The organism is Devosia nitrariae, from assembly GCF_030160115.1.
In the GTDB taxonomy this organism is placed as follows: domain Bacteria; phylum Pseudomonadota; class Alphaproteobacteria; order Rhizobiales; family Devosiaceae; genus Devosia; species Devosia nitrariae.
Genome location: NZ_BSNS01000005.1, coordinates 13,568 through 30,703, shown reverse-complemented (window position 1 = coordinate 30,703; position 17,136 = coordinate 13,568). Strand labels below are relative to the sequence as shown.

The 17,136-nt window shown below is 63.8% G+C and carries 14 protein-coding genes; 9 read left to right on the top strand and 5 right to left on the bottom strand.

The genetic code is table 11. The features are described 5' to 3' along the window. Window positions 1-23: 23 nt before the first annotated feature. The 7 genes from QQK18_RS04765 (at window position 24) to QQK18_RS04735 (ending at window position 10,498) form a co-directional block, all read left to right on the top strand. The gene (locus QQK18_RS04765; RefSeq protein WP_284339149.1) at window positions 24-1,430 is read left to right on the top strand and encodes a class-II fumarase/aspartase family protein; all 1,407 of its coding nucleotides are present in this window, start codon (window positions 24-26) and stop codon (window positions 1,428-1,430) included. Beyond that, on the top strand, window positions 1,427-2,410 hold the full coding sequence (locus QQK18_RS04760) for an ABC transporter permease (RefSeq protein WP_284339148.1): 984 nt from the start codon (window positions 1,427-1,429) through the stop codon (window positions 2,408-2,410). The genes QQK18_RS04765 and QQK18_RS04760 overlap by 4 nt, the downstream gene beginning before the upstream one ends. Window positions 2,411-2,421: 11 nt before the next feature. Next, on the top strand, window positions 2,422-3,600 hold the full coding sequence (locus QQK18_RS04755) for an ABC transporter permease (protein ID WP_284339147.1): 1,179 nt from the start codon (window positions 2,422-2,424) through the stop codon (window positions 3,598-3,600). Window positions 3,601-3,609: 9 nt separating this feature from the next. Further along, a complete protein-coding gene (locus QQK18_RS04750) occupies window positions 3,610-4,578 on the top strand; it encodes an ABC transporter ATP-binding protein (protein WP_284339146.1) in 969 nt (322 codons plus the stop codon). Between the two features lie 3 nt (window positions 4,579-4,581). Beyond that, window positions 4,582-5,565 carry an ABC transporter ATP-binding protein gene (locus QQK18_RS04745; protein ID WP_284339145.1) on the top strand — a complete coding sequence of 328 codons (984 nt, stop codon included), beginning with the start codon at window positions 4,582-4,584 and terminating at the stop codon, window positions 5,563-5,565. A gap of 271 nt (window positions 5,566-5,836) precedes the next feature. After that, window positions 5,837-9,061, top strand: coding sequence for an AsmA family protein (locus QQK18_RS04740; protein ID WP_284339144.1), 3,225 nt, complete (start codon window positions 5,837-5,839; stop codon window positions 9,059-9,061). Window positions 9,062-9,310: 249 nt separating this feature from the next. After that, a complete protein-coding gene (locus QQK18_RS04735) occupies window positions 9,311-10,498 on the top strand; it encodes an MFS transporter (RefSeq protein ID WP_284339143.1) in 1,188 nt (395 codons plus the stop codon). Window positions 10,499-10,531: 33 nt separating this feature from the next. Here QQK18_RS04735 and QQK18_RS04730 read toward each other — a convergent pair whose 3' ends face one another. From QQK18_RS04730 to QQK18_RS04710, 5 genes are all read right to left on the bottom strand, one after another. Further along, window positions 10,532-11,314 (bottom strand): SDR family oxidoreductase, encoded by a 783-nt coding sequence (locus tag QQK18_RS04730; RefSeq protein ID WP_284339142.1) that lies wholly within the window; start codon window positions 11,312-11,314, stop codon window positions 10,532-10,534. Further along, window positions 11,311-12,306 carry an ABC transporter permease gene (locus QQK18_RS04725; protein WP_284339140.1) on the bottom strand — a complete coding sequence of 332 codons (996 nt, stop codon included), beginning with the start codon at window positions 12,304-12,306 and terminating at the stop codon, window positions 11,311-11,313. The genes QQK18_RS04730 and QQK18_RS04725 overlap by 4 nt, the downstream gene beginning before the upstream one ends. Before the next feature lie 72 nt (window positions 12,307-12,378). Further along, complete coding sequence (locus tag QQK18_RS04720) at window positions 12,379-13,419, bottom strand: sugar ABC transporter substrate-binding protein (RefSeq protein ID WP_284339139.1); 1,041 nt, start codon at window positions 13,417-13,419, stop codon at window positions 12,379-12,381. A gap of 31 nt (window positions 13,420-13,450) precedes the next feature. Next, window positions 13,451-14,221: an ATP-binding cassette domain-containing protein gene (locus QQK18_RS04715; protein WP_284339138.1), complete on the bottom strand. Its 771-nt coding sequence runs from the start codon at window positions 14,219-14,221 to the stop codon at window positions 13,451-13,453. Next, the gene (locus QQK18_RS04710) at window positions 14,218-15,384 is read right to left on the bottom strand and encodes an ROK family transcriptional regulator (protein ID WP_284339137.1); all 1,167 of its coding nucleotides are present in this window, start codon (window positions 15,382-15,384) and stop codon (window positions 14,218-14,220) included. Before QQK18_RS04710 ends, QQK18_RS04715 begins: the two co-directional genes overlap by 4 nt. Before the next feature lie 108 nt (window positions 15,385-15,492). Between QQK18_RS04710 and QQK18_RS04705 the strand changes: the two genes are divergently transcribed. Together QQK18_RS04705 and QQK18_RS04700 are read left to right on the top strand one after the other, a co-directional pair. Beyond that, window positions 15,493-16,446 carry a sugar phosphate isomerase/epimerase family protein gene (locus QQK18_RS04705; RefSeq protein WP_284339136.1) on the top strand — a complete coding sequence of 318 codons (954 nt, stop codon included), beginning with the start codon at window positions 15,493-15,495 and terminating at the stop codon, window positions 16,444-16,446. 78 nt (window positions 16,447-16,524) lie between these two features. Next, a complete protein-coding gene (locus QQK18_RS04700; protein WP_284339135.1) occupies window positions 16,525-17,100 on the top strand; it encodes a nucleoside/nucleotide kinase family protein in 576 nt (191 codons plus the stop codon). Window positions 17,101-17,136: the final 36 nt, after the last annotated feature.

Here is a 17,136-nt window from a genome sequence, read left to right as displayed (position 1 = left end):
TCCGCTTTAGGCGAGTTCCCGACATGGGCACTGAATTCAACGACGCGCTCTCGTCGCAATTCGACTTTCGCGGGTTGCGCGAGGCCTTCGCTTCCGAGGCGATCTACCAGGCCTTCCTCGACATCGAGAAGGCCGTGGCGCTCGCGCAGGGGGAACTGGGCATGATCCCGCAGGCTTCGGCCGAGGTGATCGCCGACAACTGCCATTACGAGCGTCTTGACCTCACGCGGCTCGATGCCGACTACCGCACGACGCGGCATCCGTTGATGCCGCTGATCAACGAGCTGGTTCGGCTTTGCGGTCCGGTCCATGGCGGCTATGTCCACTGGGGCATCACCACGCAGAACGTGGTCCAGACAGGCCTCCTGCTGCTGGCCAAGCGCGCGCAGGGCACGCTCGACGGATTGCTTCGCGACATCCTTTCGCATCTGGGCCGGCATGCGCGCACCCATGCGGCAACGACCATGGCCGGACGCACGCACTATCGCCATGCCGTGCCGATCACCTTCGGCTTCAAGGTCGCCGTCTGGATCGAGGAATTCCTTGAGGCCGGCGAGCGGCTGGCGGAAGCGCAAAAGCGTACGTTCGCGGTGATGGCGGGCGGTGCGGTGGGGTGCTTTTCCGCGCTCGGCGCCATCGGGCCCGAATTCCAGTCGCGTGTCGCAGCCCGGCTCGGCATGGCTGGGATGCCCATCCCGTCGCGGGCGATCCGCACGCATATCTGCGAATACGTCAATGCGCTCGCCCTCCTGGCGTCCGTCTGCCACCGGATCGCTGAGGAGGTCTATCAGACCTCTTCGGAAGAATTCGGCGAACTCAATGAGAAGCGGCTGGATGGGTCGATCGGCTCATCGACCATGCCGCAGAAGATCAACCCCGTGCATTGTTACGGCATCATCGCCAACGCCAACAAACTCTACAGCCTCGCCGGCATGCTGATGGCGTCCGCCCATCGCCCGTTCGAATCCGACGGCAGCACCAACCAGCTGTTCGAGGACGGGCTGGTCGAGGTGGTCACCGCCATATCCGACGTTCTGGTGCGCACCGAAGCGCTGACGCGCGATCTCGGCCTCAATGCCCCACGGATGCGCAAGAACCTCGAGCTCTCACACGGCGCGATCCTCGGTGAATACGCCATGATGCGGCTCGGCGAGACCATGGGCAAGCATAAAGCGCACGAACTGGTGCACGAGGCGGCGGTCGCTGCCGCATCGGGCGAGGGGGCGTTCCTCGATGAAATCGGCAGGCTGCCCGGCGGCCCGGATCTCAGCGCAGATATCCGCAAAAAGCTTGCGGAAGACGGCGCCAGCGGCCTTTGCAAGGAATATGCGCTGCATTTTGCTGCCCTAGTCGAGAATATCGGAACCGGCCCGCTTCCGTCGGCGCAACAGCGGTCGATAAACGCCTATCTCAAGTCTTCCCGCCCATGATCGCCTTCGTCACACAACGCCTGGCTCAAAGCCTCATCGTCGTGCTGGTGCTCTCCATGGTGCTGTTCGTCGGCATCTGGCTCATCGGCAATCCGGTCGACGTGTTGATTTCATCGGAGGCCACGGAAGCCGACCGCCTCGCCGCCATCAAGGCACTCGGCCTCGATCGCCCGATCTGGGAGCAGTACCTGGTGTTCCTTGGCAATGCAGCGCAGGGGGATTGGGGCACATCGTTCGTCTATAAGGAACCGGTGACGCGCATTCTGCTGCAGCGCCTGCCGGCCAGCGTCGAGCTGGCGCTGGTGGCCTTCGCCATCGCCATCGGCCTTTCCATTCCCGCAGGCCTCTATGCGGGCCTGCGGCCGGACTCACCGCTGGCCAAGGGGTTCATGGGCTTTTCGCTAATCGGGGTCAGTATACCGACTTTCTGGCAAGGTATGCTGCTCATCATCGCCTTCGGCATCGCCATGCCGATCCTGCCCGTCGGCGATCGCGGCGACGTCGCCACCCATTTCGGCATCACCACGAGCCTGTGGACGTTGGATGGCTGGCGGCATGTGGTGCTGCCCGCCTTCAGCCTGGCGCTCTTGAAGATGTCGCTGCTGATCCGCGTCACCCGGGCGGCGACGGTCGAGATCGCCCGTCTCGACTTCGTCAAGTTCGCCTTCGCCAAGGGCGTGCGCACCTGGCGCGTGGTGTTCGTCCATATCCTGCGCAATGCGCTGGTGCCGCTGATCACCGTCATCGGCATCGAGCTCGGGAACCTGCTCGCCTATGGTGTGATCACCGAGACGGTGTTCTCCTGGCCAGGCCTGGGCAAACTGCTGATCAACTCGATCAAGGTCCTCGACAGGCCGATGATCGTCGCGCAGCTGACCTATACGGCGCTGCTGTTCGTTGCCATCAACTTCCTCGTGGACATCTTGCACATGACCATCGATCCGCGCATGCGGTCCGTGATGGGGCGGCGCAGCACATGAACCGAGCCGCCTTGACTGAATTTGCCGGGCGCTTTGGCGAAAGCCGCATCGGGGTTGCGAGCCTTGCCGTGACCCTCACCTTCCTCATTTGCGCTCTCCTTGCGCCGCTCATCTCGCCGACCGACCCTTACGACCTGTCGCGCTTGCAACTCATTGACGCGCTGAAGCCCATGGGATCGCACCAGGTCGTGCCGGGCGAAGAGTTCCGCGCGAGCTTTGCCGTCGAGGACGGTGTTGCCGTGGCGCAGGGCGATGCACATGGGCTTGCCGCTCAATCCTGCGGCGACGCCTGCCTCGAGGTGCGGCTCGACGCCGAAACCCCGCTGGCAAGCCTGCAGGTCCGCACGCTTCCCGCCGGCGCCAGCGTTGAGGGTGCGAGCAAGCATCCGGTGCAGAACTGGTGGACGGTCAACACGCCTGCCGGCAATAGCGTGCGCATCGTTTCCGACGCGCCGCTGCCCGAGACATTCAACTTTTCCGTCATCGCCCGGAGCGACGACCAGCCGACTGATCTTGTCTTCCACCTCGGCACGGACGGGTTCGGGCGGGACATGCTGTCGGCCATTCTCTACGGCATCCGCATCAGCGTCTTCGTCGGGGTGGTGGCCGCCGGCTCAGCAATGGTCATCGGCACCGGCCTCGGGCTCTTTGCCGCCTGGCGCGGCGGGGCGACCGATGCACTGATCATGCGGGCCGTCGACTTCATGCTGAGTTTTCCAGCGATCCTGGTGGGCCTCGCGATCCTTGCGGTCCTCGGCAGCGGGGTCGGCAAGGTGATCCTGGCCGTGGTGCTGGTGCAGTGGTGCTACTATGCCCGCACCTCGCGCTCGCTGGCACTGAGCGAACTCAACAAGGAATATGTGGAAGCCGCACGAGGCCTGCGCCTGCCGGCCTGGCGCATCATGGCGCGCCACGTCCTGCCCAATTGCATGCCGCAGATCATCGTGCTGTTCACGCTCAACATCGCCGCGGCCATTTCGTTGGAGTCTTCGCTCTCCTTCCTCGGGGTCGGCCTGCCGCTTACCCAGCCGTCGCTCGGCATGCTGATCGCCAATGGCTACGAATATATCTTCTCCCAGAAGTACTGGATCAGCTTCGGACCCGGCATAGTCCTGCTGGTGATGATCGTCGCCATGAACCTTCTGGGCGATCGCCTGCGCGATGTCACCAACCCTCGGTTTGAGAGGTAGGTGGCGGCCATGAGCGAAGCGTTCTTCGAGGTCGAGGGCCTCAACACCTGGTTCTTCACCCGCATGGGCATCTTCAAGTCCGTGCGCGACGTCTCCTTTGACCTGCGCCGGGGCGAGGTTCTCGGCATCGTGGGCGAATCCGGATCGGGCAAGTCGGTTACGGGCATGTCGATCATGGGGCAGGTCGAGGAACCGGGCCGGACCGTTTCGGGATCGATCAGGCTCGACGGCGAGGAGTTGACCAGCCTCAGCTTCGAGGACATGCGCCGCTGTCGCGGGCGCCGCATCGCCATGGTGTTCCAGAACCCGCTGATGACACTCAATCCGCTGATGCGCATTCGCGACCAGATGTATGAGGCGATCAGCGAGCATGAATCTGTTTCCGAAGACGAGATGCATCAGCGCTGCCTCGATGCCCTGCGCGCGGTCGGCATCCCCTCGCCCGAAGAGCGGCTCACCGCCTATCCACATGAACTCTCCGGCGGCATGCGGCAGCGCGTGGTGATCGCCACAGCGCTGCTGCTCAATCCCGATCTCATCATCGCCGACGAGCCGACCACGGCGCTCGACGTCACCATCCAGGCGCAGATCATCCACCAGATGCGCCGGCAGATCGACGAGCGAGGGCTCGGGATGATCTGGATCACCCATGACCTGGCCACGCTCTCCGAGCTCGCTGACCGAATCCTCGTCATGTATGCCGGCGCGATGATGGAAACCGGCACGACGGCCGAGATCATCGGTTCGCCGCGCCATCCCTATACGAGCAAGCTCCTGGAGTCGGTGCCCTCACGCAATGTACCGGGAGAAAAGCTCCGGCAGATCCGCGGCACCATGCCGTCGCTGCTGTCGCTCGGCGCCGGCTGTCCCTTCATGGGGCGATGCGAACATGCGACGGACGCCTGCGCGCGAGGCGTTCCAGAGCGCATGTTCTCGCAGACGCACCGCGTCTGGTGCCACCACCCGCTCGAGGTTTGAAAGATGGCTGAGACGCTCTTTGAGGCTCGCGACCTGTCGCGCATCTTCGAGCCGGCGCGCGGCGCGCTGCAGCAGCTCAGCGACCGGATCACCGGCAAGCAGCCGGCGGTGGTGCGGGCAGTGGACAAGGTGACGCTCAGCGTCGTGGAAGGCGAGACCCTCGGCATTGTCGGGGAGTCGGGTTGCGGCAAGTCGACCCTGGCGCGGATGATCACCGGCATTCTGCCGGTTTCAGGCGGCGAGCGGCGCTACCGGGGTGAGGACTATGTGAGTTTCCTTGCTCGCAAGCGCGATGCGCTCAAGGTCCAGATGGTGTTCCAGGACCCCATGTCCTCGCTCAACCCGCGCCTCAAGGTCGGCGAGATCATCGGCGAAGCGGCGGCCCTGCATAGGGTGGTGCCGCGCGCACGGGTGAGAGACCATGTGGTCGAAATGCTCGAGCGTGTCGGCCTGCCGGCGGACACCATCACCCGCTACCCGCACCAGTTCTCGGGCGGTCAGCGGCAGCGCATCGGCATCGCGCGGGCGCTGGCCGTCAAACCTGAGCTATTGGTCTGCGACGAGGCGGTGGCGGCCCTCGACGTTTCCGTGCAAGCGCAGATCATCAACCTCCTGATGGACATCAGGCAGGACAGCGGCCTTTCAATGATCTTCATCAGCCACGATCTGGGGCTGATCCGGCACCTCTGCGATCGGGTGGCGGTGATGTATCTGGGGCGCGTGGTGGAACTGGCGAGGACCGAGGAGCTTTTTGCCAATCCGGTCCACCCCTATACCCAGATGCTGCTCGCCGGCATGCCGCGGATTTCGGTGGAGCGGCGGGCGTTCATGCCCATCGTGGGCGAAATACCTTCTCCCCTCCATCCGCCGTCGGGATGCCATTTCCATCCGCGTTGTTCCTCGGCGAGCGGCCACTGCAGCAGAATCCGCCCGGAGCTTTCCGAGTGGACACCGGGGCACATGCAGGCGTGTATCAATGCCGGCTAGGCTGAGATTTGCGCCGCCCCCATACCTCGCGGCTGGTGCGGCTTCTCAGGGGCGCTCCTACGGACAACTATAATGGCGGGAAGATGCCGCCCATGTTCGGGACCGCCAGCGGGCAATAGAACTGGCGCTCGCCGCCGGCCAGCGCCGCTTTGCCGGCATGACTTGTCCTGAAACTCATCTGATGTACTGCTCGACCGTCAAACACGAATACTGATTCTTTTCAGGCAGTCGGATCAGCTCGAAGTCTGGACGCTCGGGGGAAGGCTTCAACATGAAAAAGGTCGTTGTAGCGGCGGCATTTGTCATCCTCGCGCTTGCCGGATCAATGTTCCTACTTCCGCTGGCGCTCAGTTCCGACACCTTGAGAGCGGCCCTCGCACGCCAGCTTTCCGACGCTTCGGGTGCCGAAATTTCCCTCAACGGCCCAATCCACTTCTCGGTGGTTCCCGATTTCGGAATCGTGGTCGAGGACCTGACCTATGCCTCGGGCGAGGGCGCGGTTTCGGTTTCTGCCGCCCGCTCGGTCGCATCGGTCGAGCTGATGTCGCTCTTTTCCAGTCAGATCCGGATCACGGGTATCGAGCTGAGGAGCCCGCGCATTGTTCTGGCGGATGTCGCGCCGGTTGAGCCCGGTACGACACCCGAGCCGGCGGCGGGAGAGGGCGGCGATCTATTCAAGGTGGTCGCGGCTTACCTTGAAAGGCTGTCGATCGAGCGCCTGGACATCACCGACGGCGAGATCGCCCAATCTCACCAAGCCGTTGTCGAGCCGATCGCCGGGGACATCGATCTTCGCCTGTCCGTTCCGGGCATCAGTCAACCGGCTTCGCTCGCCATCTCGGGTACGGTGAACGGCAACAGGATGGAGCTCGCCGCTGACATCGGATCGCTGCGCGATCTCCTCGGCCGCCAACCGGCCGTTTTCTCTCTTTCGGTGAAAACCGAACAACCGCCGCATCCGACCCTGGCCGATGTCAGCGCATCCGGCAGCATCCAGCTTGCCGATGACGGGAGCTACCGCATCATCGGCGGAGAGATCGACAGCATCGGTCAGAAGATGGGGCTCAATGCCAGCTATACGCCCGGCGAGCGCCCTTTCGTCATGGCAAGGATCGCCGCGGGCACGCTCGACTATTCCGATTTCGAGCCGGCGAAAACGAGTGCCGGCGACGCAGGCGAGGCGACCAGCGGGTCGGCCGGCGGAACGGACCTTTCGGCGCTCAGGGACTTCGATGCCGATATCGAAGTGCGCGCCGGTGCGATATCGGCCGGGGAGGCCACCGCCCATGATGTCGTGATCGGAATGCGGCTGGAGAACGGGCAGCTCGACACGAACCTCAGCTCATCGCAGATTGCCGGCGGAAGCCTGACCGCCAGCATGCTCATGGACGTCGGCCGCGATGTCCCGCAAGCAAGCGGTTCTCTCAACCTTGCTTCCATCGACATCGAGAGCCTGATGTCGCTGGCGGGGCAGAAGGCGCCGGCCACTGGCCAGCTGTCGTCGCAGTTGCTCTATGCTTTTTACGGGGCCGATGCGGAGACCATCCGCAATTCGATTAATCTGAGGGGCGAGGTCTCCATCGCCGACGGGAGGGTCGAAATTGCGCAACTCGAGGGGTTGGCGGGGCCGGGCGCGGGCGTGATCGACGCACTCGATGCGACCGCGCAGTTCGACGATATCCGCCAACCGCTCGCGGTTTCAGGTGCGGCTCGATGGAATGGCGAAGTGGTCGACATTGCCAGCTCGCTCGCAATCGCCGATCTGCTCAAGGGACAGCCAAGCGCGGCAGCAGTCGATTTCAAGTCGCGGCCGGTCAATGCGAATTTTTCCGGAACGATCGCCCTCAATGGCACGGTGTCCGGCAAGGCCGAAATCTCCGCGACATCGCTCAGCCGGGCTCTTGGCTGGTTCGGCCGAAACACCGGAACCCCGCTTGGTCAGTTTGCCTTTTCCGGCGGCATTTCGGTCAGCAGCACTGAACTGGCCATGACCGATGCCACGATCGGTCTCGATGACATCCATGCCAGGGGCTCATTGTCGGTTGCGATGGCCGGCAAGCCGAAGATCACTGCGGCTTTGGCGGTCGATACGCTCGACTTCGGCAGGCTGACCGGCGGAGGCACGGACGCGGGCGCGGCGACCGCCAGTTCGAAGCCCGCCGCCATCGACCTTGCAATCCTCCGCCAGTTCGATGCCGATATCCGTATCGAGGCCGATCGGCTCGGCTATGGTGAGGTCAAGGCGGGACCTGCCACAGCAATGTTGTCGGTCGCAGACGGCGTTGCCAGGCTCGCAGTGCCCCAGGCCGGGTTCTATGATGGCGCCGTCACCGCCAACGTGACGGCGAACGGCTCCGGGGATATCCCGGCGATCGAGTTCGTTGCCGGCATGGACGGGGTCCAGGCGCTGCCGTTCCTGACCGATGCAGCGGGCTTCCAGCATATCGAGGGCACGCTGAAGGCGAACGTTGAGGTGAGCGGCTCGGGCGCCAACACGCAGGTTTTCGCGCGTTCGCTGGATGGACGGGTAGGTGTGGTCTTTTCCGACGGAGCGCTACGCGGGATTGACGTCGCTGGCCTCGTTCGCAATTTCCAGTCGCTGATCAGCGCCGGCTACACCGGGAATGCCGATGCCAAGACCGAGTTCACCGAACTTTCCACATCGCTCAACATCGAAAACGGCGTCGGCCGGTTCGAGGATTTGCGCTTGCTTGGTCCATTCGTGCGCATGAGCGGGGGCGGCAGCATCGATCTTGCCGCTCAGACCATCGATATGCGGCTCGATCCGCGTGTGGTCGGCTCATTGGACGGGCAGGGAGGCGAGTTCGACGTCTCCGGCCTTGGCATGCCGATCATCGTGACCGGCGCACTTTCGCGCCCCAGCATCTATCCCGACATTTCCGGCATCCTGGCCAATCCGGATGGCGCGCTGCAGGCACTCTCCCAGCTGGGCATCGGTGTCGGGGATCTGACCACTGGCGCTTCGGGCGCGGTCGACAGGCTTGGCGAGGCTCTCGGTGGCGAATCCGGCGCGGTGACGGATGGCGTTGTCTCGGGTCTTCTTGAGCAATTCAGTGGCGGCCAGGCCGGCAGCGGGGCCGGTAATGTACCTTCCGAGAACCGGGAGCTGCTGAACTCGCTGTTCGAGGGCGTGATGGGGCAAGGCGCGCCAGCAACACCGCAAACGGGCAGCGGGAATTCCCCGCCACTGGACCAACAGGCTCTCCACCCGGTTGCAGCGTCCCCCGAAATCACCGATGCGCCCTTCGAGACAACTCCTGGCGCCGCCGCTCTGCCGGCCGAGGACGTTCCGCTTCCAAGACCAAACCCGCGAGCCGGATTACCTGTCGCGCCGGCACCAGCGCAAGAACCCCAGTCTCCGCCCCCCCTGACGGACCAGGTCGTCGACGCGATTGTGCCGGAGATCCTTCCGGAAGGAACTGGAGGGAATACGACCGATCTGATCAAGGGCCTGCTTGAGCAGATCGAGATGTAGTACCGTGCTTAGGAACCGCGTACGTTCCAGGCTGCTTGCTTGCCGTTCACCGGCAATACAGGTTGACGCTCCTATACGGCGCGCAATAACCTTCGGGCTCGCAGAGGAACTGCGGATGTCCGCATCTGTCATCATCGTAGGACGATCGCGCATGGTACCCTGACGGCACCGGCCCGATGTCCCATGCGCCCCCGACAGGTTCGGGGGCTTTTTTGTGCCCAAAATCCTCCTACGCCCGAGACAATCGCCATGACACAGTCCCTCCACACGCCACGGCTCTCGACACTGATCCTGCTGTCAGCGCTGGCTATCCTTCCCATCAACATCTTTCTCCCGTCGCTGACCAACATGGCCGCTGATTTCGGCGTGGACTACGGCGTTGCCGGTCTGGCGCTCGCCGCCTATGCCGCCGTATCGGCAGGTCTGCAGATCGTCATGGGGCCGCTGTCGGACCGGTTCGGCAGGCGTCCGGTGGTGATTTGGGGGCTCGCGATCTTCGTGGTCGCCACCATTGGATGCGCCGTTGCTCCTGACATCTGGACGTTTCTTGCCAGCAGGATGATCCAGGCCGTTATTGCGCCGACCTTTGCGGTGTCGCTGGCGGTCATTCGGGACACGACCAGCAAGGGTGAGGCCGCGAGCCGGATCGGCTATGTGGCGATGGCCTGGGCGGTGGCGCCCATGCTTGGCCCAAGTTTTGGAGGTCTGCTCGACGAGGCGTTCGGCTGGCGGGCCAGCTTCTGGTTCCTCGCCATTTTCGGCATCGCCGTTACTGCCCTCTGTCTGATCGATCTGCGCGAAACGAACCGAAACCCTTCCAGCACCATTGTCGGGCAGTTCCGTGCCTATTCCGAATTGCTCGGATCGCGGCGGTTCTGGGCCTATGCAATCACCATGGCCTTTTCGGTCGGTGCCTACTTTGCGTTCCTGGCCGGAGCACCTCTTGTCGCCGGAGCCGCGTTCGAAATGTCCGCGGCGGTGCTCGGCATCTATATGGGCTCGATCACCGCGGGCTTCATGCTCGGCAGTTTCCTGTCCGGGCGTTTCGCCAGCCGGTTCGCCCTGACCACGACGATCATTGCCGGCCGGATCCTTGCTTGTGTCGGCCTTCTGCTGGGCCTGATGCTTTACCTTGCCGGCATCGATCATGTCATGGCCCTGTTCGGGCCGTGCATGCTGGTGGGCCTCTCCAATGGCCTGACCCAACCAAGCGCGAACGCAGGTGCGATCTCGGTTCGTCCCGGGCTCACCGGGAGCGCCGCGGGCCTGGCCGCAGCGATCACGGTTGCGGGCGGGGCGACGATGTCGTCGATTGCCGGTGCGGTCCTGACGCTGGACAACGCCCGCTATGCGCTTCTGCTCGTCATGCTGGCCTCCGCGGCGATTGCGCTCATGGCGGCGCTCAGTGCGTGGCGTCTGGAGCGTGGGGTAGCTTAGGCAGAGAGGCACCATACATTCGCGTCACCGGGTCTACGACTGCACCACGCCCGGCACCATGCGGAAGTCGTTGCCCTCGGGAAGAAGTTGGCCGCCGTCGACGACGATCGTGGTGCCCGTGATGTAGCTGGCCTCGTCCGACGCCAGGAACAGGAACGCGTTGGCGACGTCGCGTGCGCTGCCGAGGCGGCCGAGGGGGATGGCGCTTTCCATGTCGGCGATGAAGTCGGGGCCGCGGTGCTCCTGCATGGCTTCGGTGAGGATATTGCCCGGCTCCACCCCATTGACCGTTATGCCGTAAGCGGAAAACTCCAGTGCTGCCGAGCGGATGAAGCCGTTTATGCCGGCTTTGGTCGCGGAATAGTGGCCATGGCCGGGGCTGGTGACATGCGGGCCGGTGATGGACGAGGTGAAAAGGATGCGACCGGTGCCCTGTGCTCGCATGGGGGCAAGCGCTGCCTTGGCCGCGTTGAAGCAGCCGCCCAGATTGACCGCCATCACGCGATCCCAGTCTTCGGCGGTCGTCTCTTCGATCAGTTGCCAGGGATAGATGCCGGCATTCTGCACGATGATGTCGAGCCGGCCGAAACTCTCGAGGGCCATGGCGACGGCCGCTTCCGCGTCGGCGAAACGGGAAATGTCGGTCTTTATGAAAGGCGCGCCAAGCTCGTCGGCAGTCTTGCGACCGGCATCGGCCTCCCAATCGGCAATCACCAGGCGGGCGTCTTCCTCGGCAAAACGCAGGACCGTACCCTTGCCGATGCCGCGCGCGGCACCAATCACCAGCGCGACCTTTCCTTCCAGGCGCCCGGTCATGCGAGCCTCTTTCTGATCGTCTGTTTGAACGTATCCAGAAGGACCGCCGCCAGCACCAGCAGGCCGTGGATGACCTGGGTGTAGTGGGCGGGCAGGCCCATCAGGTTGATGGCGGTGTTGATCGAGGACAACAGCAGCACCCCGGCATAGACGCCGGGCAGGGACCCTACGCCGCCCTTGAGGCTGACGCCGCCGATCACCACCGCGGCAAAGGCGTTGAACAGCATGCCGGCGCCGAGGTTGGCGGTGGCGCCGGAGGTGCGGATGGCGAGCAGCCAACCGGCCAGGGCAGCAACACTGCCGGCGAGGACAAAGGCGATGATCAGCACCTTGTCGACCTTGATGCCGGCGCGGAAAGCAGCGGCCTGGTTGCCGCCGATCAGCAGCAGGTGTCGGCCAAAACGCGTCGTGGCCATCATGAAGGAAAAACCGATGAAACAGAGGATGGCGATATAGGCGGTAATCGGAATGCCCAGCACGCGCTGGATGGCGAGCCAGCGGACTTCGTCGGCAAGGTTCTGCGCCGAACGCCCACCCGAAACCGCAACCACAAGGCCGCGCACCCAGATGAAGCTGGCAAGGGTGACGATAAAGGCGTTCATCTTGACCTTGACCACGAGAAAGCCATTGAGCGCGCCGATGGCGCCACCGACCAAGAGGCCAAGGAGCAGCGACACCGGCACCACCAGCCAGCCCGGCGTCAGCGTGAGCCCTAAGCCGATGCCCGACGAGGCGAACAGGATGCCGATGACCATGGCGCTCAGCGCCGCCACCGATTCCACGGAAAGATCGATGTGGCCCGATATGACCACAAGCGCGAGGCCGATGGACATCACCCCCAGTACCGAGGACTGCTCCACGATATTGGCGAAGATCCCCGGCTGGAAGTAATTGGGGATGAGGGCCGAGAAGATCGCCAGCACGGCGAGCAGCATGAACCAGACAAGATTGTCGAGCACGAGTTCGAGCACACGGCGTTGCCTTGGCGACATGGCAAATCCCCAACGAGGAAAAGGAAAGGCGCCCCCCGGGGCAGGCCCGGGGGGCGCAGGGCAGGGAGGCCCTTATTCGACCGGCGTGATCGGTTCCGTTGGCGGCTGCAGATTGCCCCAGAAGGCGGGGTTGTCGACGTTTTCGGCAGTGATGGCCGCGCCCGGGATCTTGATGGTCGGCCCCCATTCTTCGATGGTCAGCTCGGAGGGCAGGCCCAGCACATCATATTCGCCCGGCTCGATGGTCTCCTCGGCGACGATCTTGTCCATGAACATGGCCACCGCCGCCGCCTGGGCATAGAGCGGCTGCTCGACCTCCACCTGCATCCAGCCGTCGCGGATGAGGTCGAGCCCGACCGGGGCGCCGTTGGAGCTCATCACAAAGACCTCCCCCGGCTGCTTGCCGGCCGATTCGAGCGCCGCGACTGCCGCCACCGAAAGATGGGCGGCGTGGCTGAAGATGATGTCGATATCGGGATTGGCGAGCAGTTGATCCGAAACGATGGTCCCGGCATTGCTCGCTTCCCACATCATGGCCGGGTGCGAGATGATCTCGATCTCCGGGAACTCGGCCATGCGCTCTTCGAAGCCCTTCTGGATGTCGAGCGTATAGGGGTCGCCCGGATCACCGAGGACCTGCAGGACCTTCCCCGAAACCGAGCCGTTCTTCTCGGTCAGCAGCCGCTCGACTTCCTCTGCCGCCACATAGCCGATTTCGATGGTGCCTGCGACCGAAGTGAAATCGGAGACGGTAGAGGAGATCTGCCGGTCGAACTGGATGACCGGAATACCCGCTTCGCGGGCGGCATCGACGGACGGCGCCAGCGCGTTGAAATCGACGGCTGCCAAGATAATGGCGGTCGGCGCCAGAGCGATGACGTCATTCATCTGCGACTGCTGCAGATCGGTCTTGTTGTCGGCGTTGAGGGTCGTCAGGTCATAGCCGACCTGCTCGAGAAACATCTCGAGGGCGCTGACCGATCCGGTCTGGAATTCATCGAGAAGGGTGGGGACCATGTAATAGACGGTTCCCTTTTCCTGGGCATAGGCAGGGTTCAACAAGGCAGACGTGCCCGCCAGCAGAACCATGCCGAATTTCAACAAGTCCCTCATTCGTCTCTCCTTTGTGGCCGGATGTTATCGGCTAGGCGCCCGTTGCCGGTCCGGCCCCGGCAAGGGCTTCGCCTGTGATCATGCCGATCACTGCGTCTGCGTTGGTTTGATTTGTCGGCATATCGCCCGCGACGACGCCCTGGCGGATCACCACCATGCGGTCGGCGACCTGGAAGGCCTGCTGCATGATATGGGTGATGATGACGACGCCGATGCCTCGCGCCGCGACCTGGCGGATCATTTCGAGACCGCGCTTGGTCTGCTCGACGCCGAGCGCCGCGAAGGGCTCGTCGAGCAGCACGAGCTTGCCGCCCCAATGCACGAAGCGGTTGAGCTCGATGGCCTGGCGCTGGCCGCCGGACAGATGCTCGACCTTGGTGCGCAGCGACGGAATGCGGGTGCCGGCATTGGCCATGGCCTTTGCCACCTGCTCCTCCATCGCCGCCTCGTCGAGGATCTTCAGGCCCATCACCGACCGGGTGATCTCGCGGCCCATGAAGAAATTGGCCACCACGTCGACATTGGTGCACAGCGACAGGTCCTGATAGACCGTCTCGATGCCGGCCGCCTTGGCCTCCGACGGCGAGCGCGGCCCAAAGTCACGGCCTTCGAAGGTCATTTGGCCTGACGTTGCCTCAAGCTCGCCCGAGATGATCTTGACCAGGGTCGACTTGCCCGCCCCGTTGTCGCCCAGAAGCGCGATGACCTCGCCCCTAGCGATTGAGAACGATACGCCTTTCAGTGCCTGAACGGCTCCGAAATTCTTGGTGATGGTGTCGAGGACAAGCAGGGGCTCGTTCATGCAAAGAGTCCGTTCGAAAACGGATCGCGCTTGCGCATGCGATCAAGGGAGACGATCGGCTCGTGGCGAGGCGAGAGAATACCGGAGACAGCGAGGGCCGCGGCGCCCCGCAGCACCGATCGCGGGCCGCCGCCGGCGATGACGCGGGGCGCGATGCGATCGCCGCGATGGGCAACCGAGTTGGGCAGGTGACTTGCCGTATCGACCAACTGCTTGAGCAAATGGACCGGGGCAATGCCGCCCAGGATGATGGTCTGCGGATCGAAGAGGTTCTCGATGGTGGTGACGGCGCGATGGAAGATCGGTGTGACCTCATCCACCCATTCGGCCTCGCTCTGCCCCTCCGGGCGCTGGCCGAAGCCATCGAGCGAGAGGTAGCGCTCGAGGCACCCCCGATTGCCGCAAGGGCAGGGACGGCCATCGGGAACGAGCGGGAGATGCCCGATCTCGCCGGCATTGCCCCAGGCGCCACGCAGCGGTACGCCATTCTCAATCATGGTACCGCCGAGGCCGACGCCGAAGTGCAGGTAATAGAACTGGGAAAATTCCGCGCCCTCGCCATAAAGCCGCACGCCGATCGCCGCCGCAACGGTATCGACGGCAATGAAGGCGGGAAGCCTCGATACTTCTTCGAGGCGGGCGCGGACCGGCACCCCCGACCAGCCATTGAGCGTGGTCGAGCCGACAAAGCTGATACCTTCGACCTCGAAGGGGCCCGGCATGGCCATGCCGACGCCGAGAATGCGCACGCTCGGACGCAGCGCCCGCATCTCTGCGCAGAGCTCTTCGATCAGCGCCATGGCGGCCGACGGGCTCGGCTGCGGCGAGGGGCGCGACGCACTGCCGATGATATCGCCGGCAAGGTTCATCAGGGCGGCATCGACCCCGAGCGGGGTGACGCTGACGCCGATGGCAAATCCGCCATCGGGATTGATATGCAGAGTGGTCGGCGGATAGCCGCGGCTCTTGGGTTCTCCGCGCACCGGAAGCAGGTAGCCCTGCTCCTCCAACTCGCGAACGATGGTGGAAACCGTTTGCACGGTGAGCCCCACCCGCTCGGCAATGGCGCTGCGAGTGGAGGGGCCGTGATTGCGGATGCACTCGAGGACGATGCGCCGGTTGTACGGCCGGGCCTTCTCCTGATTGGTGCCACGCAAGTTCATGCCGTGCCCCCTCGATAAGCACAGCGTTGCACTGCCTATTTCTTAAGTCAAATGGATTTCAGAAATCAAACCGCCTGCGAGCAGGTTGTAGACGACGCTCAGACGGTTATGCTCAAGACGAAGTGTTCGGGCCTGCCGCAAACCGGAGACGAGCTCTTTCCACAGAGGGAGAACATCATGATCCGGCTCGGCGGACACGGGCTTCCCATTGGCCATGAGGACCCGCAGGCATTCGCGCGCGCCCATGTCGACTTCGGCTACCGCGCCGCCTATTGCCCGCCCTGCGAGATCGGCGACACCGACCGACAGCGGGCCATCGAACTGGCATTCGCCGATGTCGACGTGGTGTTGGCCGAGGTGGGTATCTGGCGCAATCTGGTGACGCCGGAGGAGGCGGTACGCAGGCGCAATCTCGACTACGCCTGCGAAAAGCTCGCGCTCGCCGACACGATCGGCGTGCGTTGCGCGGTAAGCTATATCGGATCGTTCGAGGCCGGGACCGACTATGCCCCGCACCCCCAGAACCTCAGCCAGGACGCGTTCGATGCCGCGGTCGAGACCGCACGGGTCATCATCGATACGGTGAAGCCTCGCCGGGCCAGGTTTGCCCTCGAGATGATGCAATATGCCTTGCCCGATAGCGTTGATGTTTATCTGGAGCTGATCGAGGCAATCGACCGGCCGGCTTTTGCGGCCCATCTCGACCCGGTCAATCTGGTGATGACGCCGCGCACCTATTTCGACACGGGCACGCTGATCCGCGAGTGCTTTGCCAAGCTCGGCCCCCATATCGTCTCCTGCCACGCCAAGGACATCCTCCTTTATGACCGGGCAGCGCTGCATCTCGACGAGGTGACGATCGGCGACGGCGTCCTCGACTACCGGACATACCTGACCGAGCTCGAAAAGCTGCCGGGCGATGTACCGCTCATGCTCGAGCACCTCGAGGCGGATCAATACGTGCTGGCGCGCGACCGCCTTTCTACGATTGCTGCGTCCATTGGGGTCAGCCTGGTGGAGCAGCCATCGTCGCTGCACAGCTCGAGCCGAGGCGAAGCTTAACCGCCACGTTGCTGGCCCGACGTCCAACCTCGCCACATGAAGAGGCGTCCGTCTCACGCAAGCAAGGAGAATAGGCTCATGCAAGGGCTTCTGATCGCCGGAACGTCACATTGCGGGAAATCGACGCTTGCTCAACGAGTCGGTGCAGCTCTCGGCTGGCGGGTCACGTCCACCGATAAGATGGGCAGGCATCCGGGCCGACCGTGGCCGAGCATCCCTGCGCCCGTCGAGGAATACTACGAGGCCCTCACCGACGAGACGATCTACTGGTTCCTGCGTGTGCATCACACCAACATGTGGCCCTTGCTGGTGCGGGAGATCGCAGCACAGGTGACCGCCGGAGGTGGCTTTGTCTTCGAGGGTTCGGCGCTGCGGCCGGAAAGCATCGCGACCCTCAACCACAAGGGCGTGGCGGCGGTGTGCCTTTATGCCGACCAGGCTTTCCTGGCCGAGCGGATGAGACAGGAAAGCGGCTATGCGTCCAAGGACGACCGCCAGAAGCTGCTCATCGACAAATTCATTGCCCGTTCCCTGCGGGACAGCACGGAAAGCGTCGAGGCTGCCAGGGCCCATGGCATCCCGATCGTCGATGTTGCGGATGCAGGTGCTCTTGAGGAGACTGCGGAGCAGTTGGTCGCGCGGGCAAGTGGATAATTCGAGCTTTCAGCATCAGTGACGGCAGGCCGGTTG

Excerpts from the sequence above, each read along its gene's own strand:
- QQK18_RS04730 (WP_284339142.1), bottom strand. The coding sequence starts at position 11,314 with ATGACCGGGCGCCTGGAAGGAAAGGTCGCGCTGGTGATTGGTGCCGCG.
- QQK18_RS04735 (WP_284339143.1), top strand. The coding sequence starts at position 9,311 with ATGACACAGTCCCTCCACACGCCACGGCTCTCGACACTGATCCTGCTG.
- QQK18_RS04760 (WP_284339148.1), top strand. The coding sequence starts at position 1,427 with ATGATCGCCTTCGTCACACAACGCCTGGCTCAAAGCCTCATCGTCGTG.
- QQK18_RS04750 (WP_284339146.1), top strand. The coding sequence starts at position 3,610 with ATGAGCGAAGCGTTCTTCGAGGTCGAGGGCCTCAACACCTGGTTCTTC.
- QQK18_RS04725 (WP_284339140.1), bottom strand. The coding sequence starts at position 12,306 with ATGTCGCCAAGGCAACGCCGTGTGCTCGAACTCGTGCTCGACAATCTT.
- QQK18_RS04715 (WP_284339138.1), bottom strand. The coding sequence starts at position 14,221 with ATGAACGAGCCCCTGCTTGTCCTCGACACCATCACCAAGAATTTCGGA.
- QQK18_RS04710 (WP_284339137.1), bottom strand. The coding sequence starts at position 15,384 with ATGAACTTGCGTGGCACCAATCAGGAGAAGGCCCGGCCGTACAACCGG.
- QQK18_RS04720 (WP_284339139.1), bottom strand. The coding sequence starts at position 13,419 with ATGAGGGACTTGTTGAAATTCGGCATGGTTCTGCTGGCGGGCACGTCT.
- QQK18_RS04765 (WP_284339149.1), top strand. The coding sequence starts at position 24 with ATGGGCACTGAATTCAACGACGCGCTCTCGTCGCAATTCGACTTTCGC.
- QQK18_RS04740 (WP_284339144.1), top strand. The coding sequence starts at position 5,837 with ATGAAAAAGGTCGTTGTAGCGGCGGCATTTGTCATCCTCGCGCTTGCC.
- QQK18_RS04700 (WP_284339135.1), top strand. The coding sequence starts at position 16,525 with ATGCAAGGGCTTCTGATCGCCGGAACGTCACATTGCGGGAAATCGACG.
- QQK18_RS04745 (WP_284339145.1), top strand. The coding sequence starts at position 4,582 with ATGGCTGAGACGCTCTTTGAGGCTCGCGACCTGTCGCGCATCTTCGAG.
- QQK18_RS04705 (WP_284339136.1), top strand. The coding sequence starts at position 15,493 with ATGCTCAAGACGAAGTGTTCGGGCCTGCCGCAAACCGGAGACGAGCTC.